At 69.2% G+C, this 15,811-nt stretch carries 16 protein-coding genes; 6 read left to right on the top strand and 10 right to left on the bottom strand.

The window, feature by feature from the left end:
- Positions 1–548 precede the first annotated feature (548 nt).
- Complete coding sequence (locus MFF01_RS17970) at positions 549–914, top strand: hypothetical protein (RefSeq protein ID WP_238227508.1); 366 nt, start codon at positions 549–551, stop codon at positions 912–914.
- Between the two features lie 294 nt (positions 915–1,208).
- Here the strand turns inward: MFF01_RS17970 and MFF01_RS17965 are convergent, their stop codons facing one another.
- A complete protein-coding gene (locus tag MFF01_RS17965; RefSeq protein ID WP_238227507.1) occupies positions 1,209–1,442 on the bottom strand; it encodes a DUF2171 domain-containing protein in 234 nt (77 codons plus the stop codon).
- Between the two features lie 214 nt (positions 1,443–1,656).
- Between MFF01_RS17965 and MFF01_RS17960 the strand changes: the two genes are divergently transcribed.
- Both MFF01_RS17960 and MFF01_RS17955 read left to right on the top strand, forming a co-directional pair.
- Positions 1,657–1,803: a hypothetical protein gene (locus MFF01_RS17960; protein WP_238227506.1), complete on the top strand. Its 147-nt coding sequence runs from the start codon at positions 1,657–1,659 to the stop codon at positions 1,801–1,803.
- Between the two features lie 34 nt (positions 1,804–1,837).
- Positions 1,838–2,254, top strand: coding sequence for a SpoIIAA family protein (locus MFF01_RS17955; protein WP_238227505.1), 417 nt, complete (start codon positions 1,838–1,840; stop codon positions 2,252–2,254).
- A gap of 96 nt (positions 2,255–2,350) precedes the next feature.
- Here the strand turns inward: MFF01_RS17955 and MFF01_RS17950 are convergent, their stop codons facing one another.
- Positions 2,351–3,004, bottom strand: coding sequence for an SOS response-associated peptidase (locus MFF01_RS17950; RefSeq protein ID WP_238227504.1), 654 nt, complete (start codon positions 3,002–3,004; stop codon positions 2,351–2,353).
- Between the two features lie 72 nt (positions 3,005–3,076).
- Between MFF01_RS17950 and MFF01_RS17945 the strand changes: the two genes are divergently transcribed.
- Positions 3,077–3,955: an SDR family oxidoreductase gene (locus MFF01_RS17945; protein WP_238227503.1), complete on the top strand. Its 879-nt coding sequence runs from the start codon at positions 3,077–3,079 to the stop codon at positions 3,953–3,955.
- 69 nt (positions 3,956–4,024) lie between these two features.
- Here the strand turns inward: MFF01_RS17945 and MFF01_RS17940 are convergent, their stop codons facing one another.
- The 5 genes from MFF01_RS17940 to MFF01_RS17920 form a co-directional block, all read right to left on the bottom strand.
- Entirely contained in the window at positions 4,025–4,291 is a 267-nt protein-coding gene (locus tag MFF01_RS17940) for a hypothetical protein (RefSeq protein ID WP_238227501.1), read from the bottom strand.
- Position 4,292: 1 nt separating this feature from the next.
- Positions 4,293–4,502 carry a hypothetical protein gene (locus MFF01_RS17935; RefSeq protein ID WP_238227499.1) on the bottom strand — a complete coding sequence of 70 codons (210 nt, stop codon included), beginning with the start codon at positions 4,500–4,502 and terminating at the stop codon, positions 4,293–4,295.
- A 434-nt stretch (positions 4,503–4,936) separates the two neighbouring features.
- On the bottom strand, positions 4,937–8,254 hold the full coding sequence (locus MFF01_RS17930) for an error-prone DNA polymerase (protein WP_238227497.1): 3,318 nt from the start codon (positions 8,252–8,254) through the stop codon (positions 4,937–4,939).
- 25 nt (positions 8,255–8,279) lie between these two features.
- Positions 8,280–9,887, bottom strand: a complete 1,608-nt coding sequence (locus MFF01_RS17925; RefSeq protein ID WP_238227494.1) for a Y-family DNA polymerase — start codon at positions 9,885–9,887, stop codon at positions 8,280–8,282.
- Positions 9,799–10,605, bottom strand: a complete 807-nt coding sequence (locus tag MFF01_RS17920; protein ID WP_238227493.1) for an ImuA family protein — start codon at positions 10,603–10,605, stop codon at positions 9,799–9,801. Before MFF01_RS17920 ends, MFF01_RS17925 begins: the two co-directional genes overlap by 89 nt.
- A 253-nt stretch (positions 10,606–10,858) precedes the next feature.
- Here MFF01_RS17920 and MFF01_RS17915 point away from each other — a divergent pair, with 253 nt between their 5' ends.
- Positions 10,859–11,761 (top strand): collagen-like domain-containing protein, encoded by a 903-nt coding sequence (locus MFF01_RS17915; RefSeq protein WP_238227491.1) that lies wholly within the window; start codon positions 10,859–10,861, stop codon positions 11,759–11,761.
- A 61-nt stretch (positions 11,762–11,822) separates the two neighbouring features.
- Here the strand turns inward: MFF01_RS17915 and MFF01_RS17910 are convergent, their stop codons facing one another.
- Complete coding sequence (locus MFF01_RS17910; RefSeq protein WP_238227490.1) at positions 11,823–13,046, bottom strand: BaiN/RdsA family NAD(P)/FAD-dependent oxidoreductase; 1,224 nt, start codon at positions 13,044–13,046, stop codon at positions 11,823–11,825.
- Positions 13,047–13,253: 207 nt separating this feature from the next.
- On the opposite strand from MFF01_RS17910, the gene MFF01_RS17905 reads away from it, so the two are divergent.
- Positions 13,254–14,258 (top strand): TerC family protein, encoded by a 1,005-nt coding sequence (locus tag MFF01_RS17905; protein WP_238227489.1) that lies wholly within the window; start codon positions 13,254–13,256, stop codon positions 14,256–14,258.
- Positions 14,259–14,270: 12 nt separating this feature from the next.
- Here MFF01_RS17905 and MFF01_RS17900 read toward each other — a convergent pair whose 3' ends face one another.
- Both MFF01_RS17900 and MFF01_RS17895 read right to left on the bottom strand, forming a co-directional pair.
- Positions 14,271–15,029: an N-acetylmuramoyl-L-alanine amidase gene (locus MFF01_RS17900; RefSeq protein ID WP_238227488.1), complete on the bottom strand. Its 759-nt coding sequence runs from the start codon at positions 15,027–15,029 to the stop codon at positions 14,271–14,273.
- Positions 15,026–15,751, bottom strand: a complete 726-nt coding sequence (locus tag MFF01_RS17895) for a TerB family tellurite resistance protein (protein WP_238227487.1) — start codon at positions 15,749–15,751, stop codon at positions 15,026–15,028. The genes MFF01_RS17900 and MFF01_RS17895 overlap by 4 nt, the downstream gene beginning before the upstream one ends.
- Positions 15,752–15,811: the final 60 nt, after the last annotated feature.

The following is a 15,811-nucleotide window of genomic DNA, read 5'->3' as shown; positions in this document are numbered from 1 at the left end:
CCGGATGTCCCAAACGTGAATGATGCGACCATCGGTGTGTCGCGTGATGGCCCTGTAGGATCGCTTCGCGTTGAGACTGACGCCGGCTGTTTCGAATGTCGGTTCTGGCAATACGTTTTCCCTAACCGTGGAGGTCACCCAATCACGGGAGATACGGGCAATCGGGAGCGGGAGTTTCAGGCAGGATGGGAAAAACCCGCCACAGCCGGGGCCCGGCTGGCTGGAGTGTGGGTCGAATGCCCCTGGGGGTATTGTGATGCTTCCTTCCCGCCGATCATCTGCCAACCTAAGATAATCCCCACTTGGACCGGCGATCACCCCCGCCAAAAACGGAATCACGGCGTGAACGAGGGGGAGGTCTTGAGATTCGCACGGCGCCCGCCGGACCGAAGACATATCCATGCACCAAGAGAGCATGCTGGATCTCAACGCATGTCATGGGTTGGTCTCCAGGAAACTCGCGCCGCTTTGCCCGGCCAGCGCGAGATGTTTGGCGCGGAGTCGCCGAGGCGCTACGTTAGGGCTGAAACCGCAAGGATGAGATGTCTATGAAAGCTGCCTTGGCCCTTGCCGTCCTGATCGCCACAAGCCTGCCGGCGGTGGCTATCGAAGGGCGTTACAAGATCGAGGGGCGCAACCCCGGCCAAACGCAGGTCTATCGAGGCGAGGCTGCCGTCAAGAAATCCGGCGAGACCTATAGCATCGTTTGGCAGATCGGCTCGGGGCGCCAGATTGGCACCGGGATCCTTACAGGTTCCGTCTTATCGGTCGTCTTCCAGGCCGCCGGTGCTCCCGGGTCCGGAGGTGTCGCGAGCTTCCAGGTGAATGACCACAAGATCACGTCGGGTCAGTGGGCCCTCACCGGCGGGCAAACGGTCGGGACGGAGCAATGGACGTTCGAAACGGGATTTTAACGTTCCGGATCGTCATAAGGTCGGCTGTTCTCGCCTGCAATCAGAAGCAGTGCCGAACCAGCTCGATCGCCCCCCTGGTGGCCATCCCAAAGACTGTCATGGACCGTAACGGGCTGGTTTCCGGGTGAAAAGATATGACCTCTTCACGCAAGGCCTATCCGTCCGACGTTTAGAGAGCGCAGCGCTTGCGGGAAACCGGGACCGATCTCGCTCTTGTTCGTGCTGCGGTCGCGGAGTGGCATCCCGGCAGCGGGTCCCCACTCGCCCATCGGGGCAGTGGGGCCGTCGATGTCCTTAGGAGGTGGACCACTCGCGTTTGACTTCCTCGGCGGGGCGGTCGAGCTTCACGGTGTTGCCCTCGATGGACTGGACGAAATCCACCGGGATGAAGTGGTGTAGCCCGCCGGCGGCCGGGTCCTTTTTCGTCAGCTTGATCTCGCCGTTGTTGACATGGTCCACAGTGCCGACGTGTTCACCGTCCGAACCGACGACGTTCGCATGTTCCTTGATCTGAGCCGCATCAATCATCAACGTCACTCCCTGTTACGATCACAACGGGAGGCGGTCGACGGTGTTCCTGAAGCCGGTGCGCGTCGGCCGGTGGTCGGCCGAGGGCACACCGTCTCGGGGTAAACGGTCTTGCCGCCGGCGAGACGGCGTATACCCGCACCGCACGCCGGTCGGGGAACCCACCCAAGAGCTGTGGCTTGGTCCCGTACGCAGTCGATACGGGAGCGAAACGATGAGCCAAGCCAGCAAGCCCAACGAGGTCGAACCGGAGCCGCGCGAGGCGCCGGCCCCCCAGACGGGAGGACAGGGCGAGCCACACCCCGCGATCCCGCAGGAAGACGATCCGGAGATCGAGAAGACCGAGGAGCAGCCGAGTTGAGGCGCGTTCGGAATCACAATCCGGGAGAGAGACCATGAATAGCGCATCGGCAGGTGGCGCGCCGGACGGATCGGTGATCCGCCGCGAGTCCCCACGGCCTGACCTTCTGGCTTTCGAGATCAAGGACAAGATCACCAAGGCTGATATCGAGTGGATGTCGGCACGCACCGACGAGGCCATGCAAGCCCTCGACAAGATCGACATGCTGATCATCATGTCGAACTACGAAGGCTCGGACCTCGGCGCTACCTTCGATGGCTACGCGGCCAGCGTGAAGGTTCGCTCGGTCGCGCATATCCGGCGTTACGTCGTAGTCGGCGCGCCGGCCTTCGCCAAGGCGATGATCAACCTGTCCGGCTTCGTCATGCCGGTCGAAACCAAGACGTTCGACCTCGAAGACGAGCCGGCGGCCTGGGCGTGGCTCGCGCAGGACCCGTCCGCGGCCTCCTGATCGGCACGGCCGGGCACGATGCTCTCGAGACCCGGCGGACCGACCAATCGCCCGCCGGGTCAGTCCGATACGACATCGGCATCCGCGTCGAGGGGATCACGTCGGATCCTGCCGGGCGCCCTGAGCCACGATCCGCATCCGGGCATCCGGCAACGGACGCTGCAGCGCCAGGGCGATCTCCGTGGGCGCCGCGAGCCATGTGCTCCAGTCCTCGGGCGTCGTCAGCAGCACCGGCATTGCCTTCGGGTGGATCGGTCCGACCACGCCGTTCGGCTCACATGTAAGGAACGAGAACAGGTGGTGCTCCGCTTCCACGCGGTCGGGGTTCTCGGCCTTCGTGCCGCGCACCCCGGTCCAGGGGCGCCAGATGCCAGCGAAGGCGAACAGCGGCCGGTCCTCGTCGAGGGCGAACCACGTCGGCGTCTTCTTCGGCTTGGTGTCGGCATACTCGCTGAACGACGAGACCGGCACGAGGCAGCGGAACTCGGGCTTGAGCCAGGGGCGCCAGTGCGGGCTCTTCCCGTTGCGGACGTTGGTGACGGGTTGCTCGCCGAACTGCTTCGGACCGGGAATGCCCCAACGGAACATCTCCATCACCCGAGCGCCGTCCTCACCCACTCGCACGATGGGCGCGCGCTGGTCGGGAAAGATGCCCGGCATCGCCGGGAGATTGCCGGTGCGATCAGTCGAGACACCGAAGGAGGCGCGGATCTCGGCCTGTGGAGTCACGAGGCTGTAGAGGTTGCACATCGAGGTTCCAATCTGTCGCGGCCACGATCCTGCGCCTGCGACGTTGGGCCAGGCTTTCTAGAGAGACCGACGATGACCTCTGATCCCCGCACTGCCGGACCCCGCCCGCCGTTCCCCGGAAATCAGCAGCAGGAGCGTCCTGGCCTGACTTCGAAGATGACGCCCGCACCGGATCACGGCGAGGAGAGCTACGTCGGTAAGGGGCTCCTTGCGGGAAAGGTTGCGTTGATCACGGGCGGGGACAGCGGGATCGGTCGGGCGGTGGCCATCGCCTATGCCCGCGAGGGCGCCGACGTCGCGATCTCCTATCTTCCGGTCGAGCAGTCCGACGCCGAGGCGACGGCGCACTGGGTCGAGAAGGCGGGACGCCGCGCCCTGTTGCTGCCGGGCGATCTGCGCGACGAAGCCCATTGCCGCGACCTGATCGCGCGGACCGTGTCGGCTCTGGGCGGCATCGACATCCTGGTGAACAACGCCGCGGCGCAGACGGTCAACGAAGACCTCGCCGACGTCACGGCCGAGGATCTCGAGGGTTCGTTCCGCGCCAACGTGTTCGCCATGTATTATCTCTGCCAGGCGGCGGTCCCGCACATGAAGCCGGGTTCGGCCATCGTCAATTCCACCAGCCAGCAGGCCAAGATCGCGGACAAGACGATGCTGATCTATGCCGCGACGAAGGGGGCCATCGCGAGCCTGACCATCGGCCTGTCGAACCTCCTCGCGCCGAAGGGCATCCGGGTGAACTGCGTCGCGCCCGGCCCGATCTGGACGCCGATTCAGCCGATCGTGAAGAATCCCGAGCAGATCGAGACGCTCGGCGCGGACACGCTCCTCGGGCGAGCTGGACAGCCGGCGGAACTCGCACCGGCCTACGTGCTCCTCGCCTCACGCGAGGGGAGCTACATGTCCGGTGCGCTGGTGCCGGTCACCGGCGGCACGCCGATGTACTAGCATGCCCCATGAAACTCCCGGGCGCGCCCCATGGGGCGGACGGTGCCACGGGAGTTTTTGGGGGAGATTCTAGGTTCGGGACGGCAGCCCACCCTTCGTCGCCTCGCCCGTGATGTCGAGCTTGGCCCGGCATCCCACGCCGTAGACGTTGGGGGGGCGGCTCCCGATCTCGCGCTGATGGCGGCAGGTTTGCGTGAGCCGCAGGTAGACGTCCAACACCGACGCATGATCGCCGAACCGCCGCCGCAGGCCGTCGATGCGATAGACGCCCCGGCGCTCGCATGGCCCACAGGCGATGACGAGTTGCGTCGCCCGGACGTCGCAGAGGCGTTCCACCTCAACCCCGCCCTGTAGCGCTACCGCCGCGGACGAAACCGTAGGAGACGAGCCGCTCGGCCTCGGCGAACCGTGCCTCGAGGGCGAGGAGGTCGTCGATGGCGTCACGCAGGGCCTGACCGACATCCCCGCCCGCCGCCTCCTCGTAGGCCAGGGCGACCATCTCGGCTTGGCTCAGCGATGCCATTTCGGCGATCTGTGCGGCGGTCATCGGCGGGCTCCTTCTGAGAACAAAGAAGGAACATACGGTTCAGGTTCCGCGGTCAATCGGGGATTCTGTCCCTTGTGCGGAGTGGGGATAACAGGAAAAGAATCATTGCCAGGGGAGCGTCACGCTCCGCTGCCGTGGCTCGCTTCGGAAGGGAAGCCGAGGGGGCGAACGACGAAGCCCCGTCGCCCGATCCGATCACGGTCCGACGGGGCGGGACGTCCATCTCACGCGTGAGCCGGTACGCAACGTGGCTCGCCGTCAGGATGCGTCAGGCGGGTTAGCGGTGGCTCAACGGCCTTGAGGCGGACCGCTCCTGATTCGGGATCAGCCAGTGCAAATGGCTAGGCTTGGCGAGGCAATCACCCAAGGGGCCGGTCGGCGCGCGTTTCGGCTTCGCCCGTGGCCGGTGTTCGGCCGCATGGACCGCGCCCCGTTCAGTGAAAATCCCGGCTGCGATACACGCGCCGGTCGGGCGGGGCCGAAAAGTCCGTGGTTTCGGGCGGGAGCCTCAAGCCGCCTTCCCGCAGGCTGCGCAGTTCGGCGGTAAGATCGCGAAAACGCTCGGCGAGGAGATGGACCACGCGTCCCTGTCGCTGCACCCGTCCCCGCACGGCGAGGAAGCGTGCGCCCATGGCCACGGCGCGATGGGCCTCGAACACCTTGGCCCAGACGATGACGTTGGCGATGCCGGTCTCGTCCTCGAGGGTGAGAAACACCGTGCCGTGCGCCGTGCCGGGGCGCTGGCGCGTGAGCACGAGGCCCGCGACGGTGACGCGGGCGTTGTTGGGCACCCGGGTTTCGTCGTGGTGGTCACGGGCGGGAATCGCGCCGATGCGGGCGAGCCGCGCGCGGAAGAACGCCACCGGATGACCTTTGAGCGAGAGCCCGGTCGCGGCGTAATCCTCGGCCACATGCTCGGACGCTGCCATGCCGGGCAACGATACGGCGGGCTCGGCCCGGAACAACCCGTCATCGGCATGGAAGGCGAAGAGCGGCAGCGGCGCTTCCAGGAGATGGGCGCGCCGGTCGGTCGCCGTCCGGGCGGCGGCCTTGCGATGGGAGGTGCCCTCCAGGGTCCGCACGGCCCAGAGGGCGGCGCGCCGGTCGAGTTCGAGGGAGCGGAACGCGTCGGCCTCGGCGAGGCGTTCCAGGGCGTTGCGCGGCAGGGTGAGGGCCGCCTGCAACCCTTCGATGCTGGCGTAGCCGTTGCCGCGCAAGGCCACCAGGCGGCGCATGGCGGCTTCCGGCACGCCGCTCACCTGGCGCAGGCCGAGCCGCACGGCGAGGCGCCGGGGAACGTCCGGGGGCGGGGGCTCGCAGGCCGGCTCCAGGGTGCAGTCCCAGGCGCTGGCGTTGACGTCGACTCCGCGCACCTCGACGCCGTGGGCGCGGGCGTCGCGCACGAGTTGGGCGGGCTGGTAGAACCCCATGGGCTGGGCGTTGAGGATCGCGGCCAGAAACACGTCGGGGTGGCGGCACTTCATCCAGGCCGAGGCGTAGACGAGGAGCGCGAAGCTCGCCGCGTGGCTCTCGGGAAACCCGTAGGTCGAGAACCCCTCGATCTGCTTGAAGCAGCGCTCGGTGAAGTCGCGCGGGTAGCCGCGCCCCACCATGCCCTCGACGAACTTGGTGCGGAAGTTCACGATCTCGCCGTTGTGCCGGAAGGTCGCCATGGCCCGGCGCAGGCCGTCGGCCTCGGAGGGCAGGAAGCCCGCCGCCGTGATGGCGATCTGCATGGCGTGTTCCTGGAACAGGGGAACGCCGTAGGTCCGCTTGAGTACGTTCTCGAGTTCGTTCGCCAGTCCGTGATCGGGATGGGGGGAGGGGTAGACGACGGGCTCCATTCCCTGCCGGCGGCGGAGATACGGATGCACCATGTCGCCCTGGATCGGGCCGGGCCGGACGATGGCGACCTGCACCACGAGGTCGTAGAATTCCCTCGGTTTCAGGCGGGGCAGCATCGACATCTGCGCCCGGCTCTCGACCTGGAACACGCCGACGGAATCGGCCCGGCTCAGCATCGCGTAGACCTCAGGGTCGCTGGGGGGCAGATCGGCGAGGGTCGGGTAGTCGTGCCCGTAATCGTGTCGGAGAAAATCGAGGCCCCGGCGCAGGCAGCTCAGCATGCCGAGGGCCAGCACGTCGACCTTCATCAGGCCGAGGGTGTCGATGTCGTCCTTGTCCCACTCGATGAAGGTGCGGTCCGCCATGGCGGCGTTGCCCACCGGCACGGTCTCGTCGAGGCGCCCGCGCGTGAGCACGAACCCGCCGACATGCTGCGACAGGTGGCGCGGGAAGCCGATAAGAGCATGGGCGAGATCCAGCGCCTGCCGGATCGCCGGATTCCTCGGGTCGAGGCCCGCCTGCTCGATATGGGCATCGGGCAGGGCCGCGCCCCAGGAGCCCCACACGGTGTCGGCCATGAGGCCGGTGATGTCGGGTGTGAGGCCCAGTACCTTGCCGACCTCGCGAATGGCGCTCCTCGGCCGGTAATGGATCACCGTGGCGCAGATGGCGGCTCGGTCCCGGCCGTAGCGGGCATAGAGATGCTGGATCACCTCCTCGCGGCGCTCGTGCTCGAAATCGACGTCGATGTCGGGCGGCTCGGCGCGGTTCTCCGAGATGAAGCGCGCGAACAGCAGGCGGATCTCCGTGGGGTCCACCGCCGTGATGCCGAGGCAGTAGCACACCACGGAATTGGCCGCCGATCCACGGCCCTGGCACAGGATGCCCCGGTCCCGCGCGAACTCGACGATGTCGAACAGGGTGAGGAAGTAACGCGCGTAATCCATCTTGGCGATGAGACGGAGCTCGTCCGTGATGGTGTTCGCGATGCTGTCCGGAATCCCGTCCGGATAGCGCCACCGGGCACGCTCCCGGACCTTGTCGGCGAGATATTCCTGCGCGGTGCGCCCCGGCGGCACCGGTTCGTCGGGATATTCGTAGCGCAGCTGGTCGAGGGAGAAGTCGCAGGCCTGCACGATCTCCAGGGTGCGGGCGAGCGCTTCCGGATGGTCGCGGAAAAGCCGCGCCATCCCGGCGGGCGGCTTGAGGTGACGCTCGGCATTGGCCTCGAGCCGGTAGCCGGCTTGCCCCAGGGTACAGCCGGCGCGGATGCAGGTGAGGATGTCCTGCAAGGGGCGCCGGCCGGGCGTGTGGTAGAGGGCGTCCGACACCGCCACCAGGGGCGCGCCGAGGCGTTCGCCCCACTCGGCGAGGCGGCCGAGGCGGCCGCGCTCGTCGCCACGATGATGGTGGCTGCCGGCCAGAAACGTGCGGCCGGGCGCGGCCTCGACGAGGGCCGCCAGGGACGCCGCGAAGGCGGCGTCGGGATCTTCCGGTGGCCAATCTTTCGATGGCATGGCGATGAAGATCTGGCCCTCGCTCGCCCCCAGCATCTCGGCGAAGGAGAAACGGCAGGCGCCCTTCTCCGAACGGCGGTTGCCCAGGGTGAGGAGGCGGCAGAGGCGGCCATAGGCGGCCCGGTCCGTGGGGTAGGTTACGGCTTCGAAGCCGCATTCGGTCACGAGGCGCACGCCCACGAGGGTTCGGATGGAAGGTTCCCCGGCCTTCGTCCGGCGCAATCCCTCCGCGTAGGCGCGGACGACGCCCGAGAGCGTGTTGCGGTCGGCGATGCCGATGGCACTGAGCCCGAACGCGGCGGCCTGCCCGACCATCTCCTCCGGATGGGACGCCCCGCGCAGGAAGGAGAAGTTCGTGGTGACGGCGAGTTCGGCGTAGGGCGCCGTCATGCACCCAGCCGATGGGGCCGCGTCTTCACGCGAACATCCCATGGACGAACCAGCCGGTGACCTGCGCCCCTCGGGGGGGCTGGGCCGGGGGAGGCGCATCGGGGTCTTCAAGCGGCGACGGATGCTGGCGATAGATCCAGAGGCGGCGGCCAGCCTCGTCCTCGACCACGTAGTAGTCGCGGGTGGGCGCGGGCCCCGACCACCACTCGCCGGCGATGCGCTCGGGCCCATCCGCATGGGCGACCCGGTGCAGCCGCCGGCGCCAACGGAAACGCTGGGGTGGGCCGTCGGGCGCGAGCATGTCCTCGGCCGCTTCCCCACGGGTGAGGAGAACGAGGGGGCGGGGCCGTCCGAGGCCGGTCCGGTCCGGTCGGCGCAGGACGACGTCGGTCACCCGCCAGGGCTCGGCCGTCTCGGCCCGCTCGGGCACGTGGCTCTGACGCGGCGTGAGGCGCAGGATGCTGCGCCCAAGGCGCTGGCGCAGGGCATCGGCGAGGCCGGACGTGCCCGTTCCCACGCGGTCGTCGCGCGAGAACTCCGCCTGCCGGTTGGCGATCGGTCCGGTGCCCACGATGTCGAGGCGGACGGTTTCGAACCCGAAGCCGGCATCGAGGGCGGGGCCGAGGCGGTCGAGCCGCAGGTCGAGGAGACGCCCCACCTGTACGGGGCAGCGGGTCGGCTCGCTGAGCGCGAGGGTGAGGGGACGGGTCACGCCATCGACCCGGTGCAGGGTGAGGCGGAGCGCCCGCGCACCGAGGCCGGCCGCCTCGAGGCGGGGGGCGATCTCCTCCATCAGCCGCTTCACCGTGGCCACGATGGCGCCCTGGTGGCCGATGGGGTCGAGGAAGCCGCGTGCGGCGCCGAAGGCCGGCGGCGCGTCGAGGGGCGCCAGGGGTTCGGGCCGGTGCCCGAGGGCCTGGTCGAGACGGCGGATCAAGGGCTCGCCGAAGCGGCGCGCCAGGGGCGCGCGGGGCGCGCCGAGGAGATCGCCGATCCGGCGCAGGCCGAGGCGAGCGAGCGCCACGGCGATCTCCGCTTCGAGGCGCAGGGCGATGACGGGCAGATCGCCGAGAGCCTCCGCCTCGCCGCCGGGGGGCACATGGCCCCCGGTCGCATGGCGGGCCAGGGCGTAGGCGCAGCCGGGACTGCCCGCCACGGCGATCCGTGCGGGCAGGCCGTTGGCGGCGAGGCGACGCGCGAGGTCGGCCACGAGGCCGGTTTCCCCGCCGAACAGGTGGCTCGATCCCTCGACCTCGAGGAACAGCCCGTCGCGGCCCTCGGCCGCGCCGAAGGCCGCGACGCCCGGCGCATAGCGTTTGGCCCACAAGCACAGCCGTTCGAGGGCGGCCGCATCGGCCTCCGGATCCGCCGGATGGACGGCCAGCGGCGTGTTCGATCGCGCGCGGGCCCGGGCCAGGGGCTCGCCGGGGCGCAGGCCGAGGGCGCGGGCTCTGGGATCGACGGCGATGAGGCGCAGGCCCGTCGCTTCCCCGCTCGCCACCACCAGGGGCGGCGCGTCCGGGGATCCGTCCGGAGGAGAGCCTTCAGGGCCGCCCGGCGCGAGGACCCGCGCCGCCCGCCTGATGCGGGTGACCGGCCAATGCTCCAGCCAAACCGAAACGATGCGCGGCATGATCCCACTCCAGAAGCCAGTCTCCCATTCGTCCGTTGCGGCAGCGGTCGAGCCGCACCCGCCAGCAGGGCCGTTCGATGCATCCGAACCGGTCGCGCAGGGCCTTGCCGGCGGCGATCCGCCAGCGCGTCGCGGCGACGTTGGGGCTGTCCGCGCCCACCGGGCGCAGGACGAGGAGCAACAGGTCCGTGCGTCCCCCGGCCAGATGGAGCCGCCGGCTCTGGGCCAGGGGCAGACCGGCATCGACGAGGCCGGCCACGGCCGCCAATTCCCCAGCTCCCGTGCGCAGGGCCTCTTCCAGGGCACGGTAGGCATCGAGATCGCTGCCCGCCTCGAACAGCAGCAGCCGCTCGGGATCGAGCCCGAGGCCGGCGAGGCCGTGGCCGTACGGCATCGGATGTCCCTTCGCGAGGACGAGGAGCGCCTCGCCAGGAACCTCGGCGAGGCGGCGGGCGATCAGGGCGAGGGCAAAGCCGAGGGCCGCCGGCTCGTCGCCTTCGGCCTCGGGCGCGACCTCGTGCAGATGCCCGAGGCCGAGGCCCCCCGCGGGCAGGCAGGCATCGACGGCGTGAACCCCGAACGACAAGTGTCGCCGCGGAGGCATCTCCGAGCCTTGCGTGGCGAGGCGCGCCCGCAGGGCCGAAAGACGCGAGGCCGGATCGTCCGCCCGCGGCAGGCGATCGATCCGGGGGGGCGAGGCGAGGGGGCTCTGGGTCATCCGGGCGGCTCCATGGCCGGATGATAAGAACAAAACAGGAACATATTCAACCGGTTTTCCGGGCGATACTAGAGTCACCGCCGCATCAACGGGTTGGCCTGTGGAGGGCCGTGGACCGGCGCGGTCCGATCCGGCGGACTCGGAGTGCGTGGGTTTTACGCGTCGATGAAACCGTTGCTTGACCGTAGGGGGCCGGCAGGGCAGCAATCGAAGCCGCCGCGCGGGAGACGCGGGATCAGCCGGGAGAGTCTACATGCGCCTCGATCGCGTCCTCGTGGTCCTGTCCAGTCTGTTCGTCTGCGCGGGGACCGTTTCGGCCGTCGCGCAGCAGTCCAAGCCCCGCCGGGCACAGACCGCCGCCCAGCCGATCCAGGTCTACGACGCCCGCTTCGAGAACGGGGATCTTCGCATCTCCGGCAGCGTGCGGAAGCCCGGCACCACCGTGATCCTCGACGAGGACATTTCCGTTCTGGCCGACAGCCGGGGCCGCTTCGTCTTTCGCCTGCCCCACATGCCCGCCAACTGCGTCGCGACCCTGAAGGCGGGGGACGACGAACGTGAGGTCGTGGTGTCGAATTGCGGTCCCACCGGCCAAGCCGGCCCGAAGGGGGATGCCGGCCCCAAGGGTGATGTGGGCCCCAAGGGGGAGACGGGCCCGCAGGGTGTCGCCGGTCTTCCGGGGCCGCAGGGAGCGCCGGGTGAGGCCGGGCCGAAGGGCGAGATTGGTCCCAAGGGCGATACGGGTCCTCAGGGCGAGGCCGGCCCAAAAGGCGAGGCGGGCGCCAAGGGCGAAAAGGGTGCGAAAGGCGATACCGGTCCCAAGGGCGATACCGGTCCTAAGGGCGATGCTGGCCCGAAGGGCGATACCGGGGCGGCGGGCCCGGCCGGCGCGAAGGGCGAGGCGGGGGCACGGGGCCCTGCCGGTCCCCAGGGATCGGCCGGCGTCGCGGGGCTGGCGGCTGCGGCGGCATCGCCCCTGCGGGTGGTGCGTCCGGAATCCTGCCCGGCGAGCGGTTGCGCCGTGACCTGCGAGATCGGCGAGACCCTGGTGTCGGCCTATTGCCTGCCCAGCGGCAACGCCACCATGAGCCGCGGCACCGGCGCGTCCTGCCCGTCCGAGAGTCAGGGGCTCGTGGCCGTCTGCGGCCGTTTCTAGAGCTTCGTCCCGAAAGGTGGTTTCCGGCTTTCGGGACGAGACGATGCCCTGAGGCCCCCGATCAGATGCGCGCCATCCAGGCGCGCATCCCTTCCGCCGCCGCGCATCCGCTGGCGAAGGCGCCCTGGAGCAGGTAGCCGCCCGTAGGGGCGTCCCAATCGAGCATCTCGCCAGCCACGAAGGTGCCGGGGCGGGCCCGCAGCATGAAGCGGTCGTCGATCTGTCCGAACGGCACCCCGCCGGCGGACGAAATCGCCCGAGCGATGGCGTGCGGGGCGCGCAGGCGTAAGGGGGCGGCCTTGATGAGGGCCGCCAGGGCCGACGCCTCGGCGGACAGGTGCGGACCCGCGGCTTCGCGCAGGAAGCCCGCCGCCGCGGGCGAGAGCCCGGCGCCCTTGCGCAGGCGATTGGAGAGCGACTCACCCGGTTTCCCGCGGCGCAAGGCCTGGGCCAGGGCCGGTTCGGAGCAATCCGGACGCAGGTCCAGGGTGATGGGGACGTCCGGTCCGGCGGCCAGGGCGGCCCGAATGGCGTGGGAGGCGGCGTAGAGCACCCCGCCCTCGATGCCCTCGGCCGTGATCATCGCCTCGCCACGCACCCGGCGGTCCGCGATCGTGAGGGCGATGCGCTTGAGGGGCTGGCCGGCGAAACGCTCGGCGAAGACCGGCGACCAGTCCACGCTGAAGCCGACATTGGATGCTTCGAGCGGTGTCACCGGGATGCCCCGACCCTCCAGGATGGGCACCCAGGCCCCATCGGACCCCAGGCGTGGCCAACTCGCCCCCCCGAGGGCCAGGAGCAGGGAGGTGTGGCGGGCCTCGATCCGGCCCTCCGGCGTCTCGAACACGACCGCACCCGCTTCCGACCAGCCGACGAAGCGGTACCGGGTCCGGATCGTGACGCCGAGGGCGTCGAGGCGCGCGAGCCAGGCCCGGAGCAGGGGCGAGGCCTTGAAGCTTTCGGGAAACACCCGCCCGCTCGATCCGACGAAGGTCGGCTGGCCGAGATCGGCGCACCACGCCCGCAGGGCCTCCGGCGAAAAGGCTTCGATGGACTCGGCCAGGTGGCCGCCCGGCGGGTGGTAGCGGCCGAGGAAATCCGCGCGCGGCTCGGAATGCGTGAGATTGAGGCCGCCGCGCCCGGCGATGAGGAGTTTTCGCGCGGGCGACGGCATCCGGTCGTAGACGGTCACGGCGTGGCCGGCCCGCGCCAGGACCTCCGCCGCCATGAGTCCAGCCGGGCCGCCGCCGATCACCGCCGGGCCGTTCTCAAGGATTTCCGTCATCCGAACTCCGCGCGATCGTCCAGGGATCGTCCCTCCGGCAAGGCCGTCGCGTGGGTCGCCCTGTCAAGCACCACCCTTGATTCACGCCCGCTCCGGCCCCAACTGCGGGACATCGGCTGCGGGCCCCTCTGGCGGGACGCTCTCTCATGCGTTCCGTGATGTCGGAGCCGATGCTTTCTTGTCCTCAGAAGCATCGACGGTCCGCCCATGGATTTCCTGTTGTACGAATGGCTCGGCAAGCCGGTCTGGATGTGGCTCGGGTTCCACGCCCTGGTGGCGGGCCTCCTCGCTTTCGATCTCGGCCTCCTGCACAAGGACAAGAATCACGAGATCGGCGTGAAGGAGAGCCTTCTCCTCACGGCGTTCTATTTCAGCCTCGGCCTCGTCTTCGGCGGCTGGGTCTGGTGGTATCTCGGGCCCCAGGCGGGGCAGGAATACGTCGCCGGCCTCGTGGTCGAGAAGTCGTTGTCCATGGACAACGTCTTCGTCATCGCGGTGATCCTCACGGCCCTGAACATCCCGCGCGCCGCCCAGCATAGGGTGCTGGTCTGGGGTATCCTCGCGGCCGTGCTCCTGCGGGGTCTGATGATCGGGCTCGGCGCCGCCCTGGTGCATCAGGCCGCCTGGGTGCTCTCGATCTTCGCCGCGTTCCTCATCTTCGCTGGCCTCAAGATGCTGTTCTCGAAGGAGGAGGAGCCCGGCGACATCAACGAGAACCGGGCGGTCCGCTACCTGCAGAAGGCCCTGCGCATCACGCCCGAGTTGCACGGCCAGCATTTCGTGGTTCGAAAAACCGATCCGAAGACCGGCAAGCGCGCCCTGTGGCTGACGCCCATGGCCCTGGCCCTCATCCTCGTCAACGGCGCCGACGTGATCTTCGCCGTCGACAGCGTGCCGGCCATCTTCGCCATCACCACCGATACCTTCGTGGTCTACACCTCCAATATCTTCGCGATCCTGGGCCTCCGCGCGCTCTATTTCGCCCTCGCCGCGATGGTGGACCGCTTCGCCTACCTCAAAACGGCGCTTGCCTTTATTCTCATCTTCATCGGCACCAAGATCGTCGTCGCCGACACGTTCGACCTCGTTCACGTGCCGGCCTGGGTGTCGCTCGCCGTGACTGTGGTACTACTGGTGGCCGGTGTGAGCTACAGCCTGTGGCGCACGCGCGGCGAGGTCGCGGAGGCGGACAAGGTCGCGCACCACGCCTGACGGGCGGAGACCTCAGCCCCGGCCCGGCAGGGCGGCGAGGAGATCGCGCAGGGTCGTGATCGTGGACGCATCCGCGACTCCGTCCACGCGGACGGGGCGGAAGTGACGCTGGAAGGCCGTGACCGCGGCCTTCGTGCGCATATCGAAGGTGCCGGTCACCGGCAGGTCGTAGCCATACAGGGCGATCATCGCCTGAAGCGCTTCGATGGGTTGGCCGGCATCGCCCTCCGAAAAGAAGCGCCCGTCGCGGATCGGTGTCGGGGCCACCCAGTGTCCGATGCCGGCCCGCGCGAGGCGATCCCACGGAAAATGCTCGCCGGGGTCTTCCTTGCGCTCGGGCGCGATGTCGGAATGGGCCAGGACCCGGTGGGCGGGGATGCTCCAGCGCTCCGTGAGGTCGCGGCAGAGATCGATCACGGCCGCGACCTGCGCCTCCGGATAGGCCGGTAAGCCGCCGGCATGGCCGCCGTTGACAATCTCGATGCCGAGCGACCGGGAGTTGATGTCACTCACCCCCGCCCAGGATCCCTGGCCCGCGTGCCAAGCCCGGCGGCCCTCGGGCACCATCTGGACCACGCGGCCATCCTCCAGCACTACGTAATGGGCCGAGACTTCCGCCACGGGGTTGGCGAGGCGCTGCAGTGCTGCGGCCGCGCTCTCCATGCCGGTGTAATGCAGGATGAGCAGATCGACGGGGAAGCTGCGCCGCTCGCCGTGGTTGGGCGAGGGATGGACGGAGGTGGCCAGCGGGCTCTCGGGATTCGGCTTCATCGCAGGCTCCGCTCGGCGGTGATCCGGTCGTAGGCCGCGTTGATGGCGGCCAGACGCCGGGTGGCGATGGTTACCGCCTCGGGAGGAAGGCCACGCGCCATGGCCCGGTCGGGATGGTTCTCGATCACCAGGGCGCGGTGGGCCGCCTTGAGGGCGGTGTCGTCGATGTCATGGTCGAGGCCGAGCACCGCGTAGGGATCGTCCGACAGGCTGACGTGCCGGGCCGCGATGCGCCGGAACGCCGGCTCGTCGAACCCGAAGGTCTCGGCGACGGCGCGCAGATAGCGCTCCTCGGCCTCGTGGATCGCCCCATCGGCCTTGGCGATGTGGAAGAGGCCGTCGAGGACATCCTCGAGCAGGCTGGGCTCGTCGTGGAACGTGTTGGCGAGCTGGCGCGCATAGGCTTCGAAGCCGTTGGACGTGCCCTTGGCGAGATCGAACAGGCGCTGGACGCCGGCGCGTTCGCGCTCGCCCACCTGGACCACTTGCGCGAACGCCTCGACCTCTGAGGGCGTCACCACGCCGTCGGATTTCGCCATCTTGGCGGCAAGCGCCACGAGGCCGGTGGTGAACACCACGTCGCGGGGCGTGGCCCCGAACAAAGCGCCTTCGCGATCGACGAGAAAATGGCCCGCGACTCCACCCACGAGGCCGCCGATGGGCCCGCCAACGGCGAGGCCGAGGCCCGCGCCCCCGAGTTTGCCCCAGATCCCGGTGCTCATCGGGGGGATCTCGGGGCGGACCTCGCGACGGGGCGCGGCGGGGCAGGGACGGGGGGCGGG

This window comes from Methylobacterium adhaesivum, from assembly GCF_022179065.1.
GTDB lineage: Bacteria > Pseudomonadota > Alphaproteobacteria > Rhizobiales > Beijerinckiaceae > Methylobacterium > Methylobacterium adhaesivum.
Note: the sequence above shows the minus strand (reverse complement) of the source record. Positions and strands in the feature narration are given on the sequence as shown.

What these genes read in the sequence shown, in the direction of transcription:
- MFF01_RS17970 (WP_238227508.1), top strand. Translation starts at nt 549, where the DNA reads ATGAAAGCTGCCTTGGCCCTTGCCGTCCTGATCGCCACAAGCCTGCCG.
- MFF01_RS17965 (WP_238227507.1), bottom strand. Translation starts at nt 1,442, where the DNA reads ATGATTGATGCGGCTCAGATCAAGGAACATGCGAACGTCGTCGGTTCG.
- MFF01_RS17960 (WP_238227506.1), top strand. Translation starts at nt 1,657, where the DNA reads ATGAGCCAAGCCAGCAAGCCCAACGAGGTCGAACCGGAGCCGCGCGAG.
- MFF01_RS17955 (WP_238227505.1), top strand. Translation starts at nt 1,838, where the DNA reads ATGAATAGCGCATCGGCAGGTGGCGCGCCGGACGGATCGGTGATCCGC.
- MFF01_RS17950 (WP_238227504.1), bottom strand. Translation starts at nt 3,004, where the DNA reads ATGTGCAACCTCTACAGCCTCGTGACTCCACAGGCCGAGATCCGCGCC.
- MFF01_RS17945 (WP_238227503.1), top strand. Translation starts at nt 3,077, where the DNA reads ATGACCTCTGATCCCCGCACTGCCGGACCCCGCCCGCCGTTCCCCGGA.
- MFF01_RS17935 (WP_238227499.1), bottom strand. Translation starts at nt 4,502, where the DNA reads ATGACCGCCGCACAGATCGCCGAAATGGCATCGCTGAGCCAAGCCGAG.
- MFF01_RS17930 (WP_238227497.1), bottom strand. Translation starts at nt 8,254, where the DNA reads ATGACGGCGCCCTACGCCGAACTCGCCGTCACCACGAACTTCTCCTTC.
- MFF01_RS17925 (WP_238227494.1), bottom strand. Translation starts at nt 9,887, where the DNA reads ATGCCGCGCATCGTTTCGGTTTGGCTGGAGCATTGGCCGGTCACCCGC.
- MFF01_RS17920 (WP_238227493.1), bottom strand. Translation starts at nt 10,605, where the DNA reads ATGACCCAGAGCCCCCTCGCCTCGCCCCCCCGGATCGATCGCCTGCCG.
- MFF01_RS17915 (WP_238227491.1), top strand. Translation starts at nt 10,859, where the DNA reads ATGCGCCTCGATCGCGTCCTCGTGGTCCTGTCCAGTCTGTTCGTCTGC.
- MFF01_RS17910 (WP_238227490.1), bottom strand. Translation starts at nt 13,046, where the DNA reads ATGACGGAAATCCTTGAGAACGGCCCGGCGGTGATCGGCGGCGGCCCG.
- MFF01_RS17905 (WP_238227489.1), top strand. Translation starts at nt 13,254, where the DNA reads ATGGATTTCCTGTTGTACGAATGGCTCGGCAAGCCGGTCTGGATGTGG.
- MFF01_RS17900 (WP_238227488.1), bottom strand. Translation starts at nt 15,029, where the DNA reads ATGAAGCCGAATCCCGAGAGCCCGCTGGCCACCTCCGTCCATCCCTCG.
- MFF01_RS17895 (WP_238227487.1), bottom strand. Translation starts at nt 15,751, where the DNA reads ATGAGCACCGGGATCTGGGGCAAACTCGGGGGCGCGGGCCTCGGCCTC.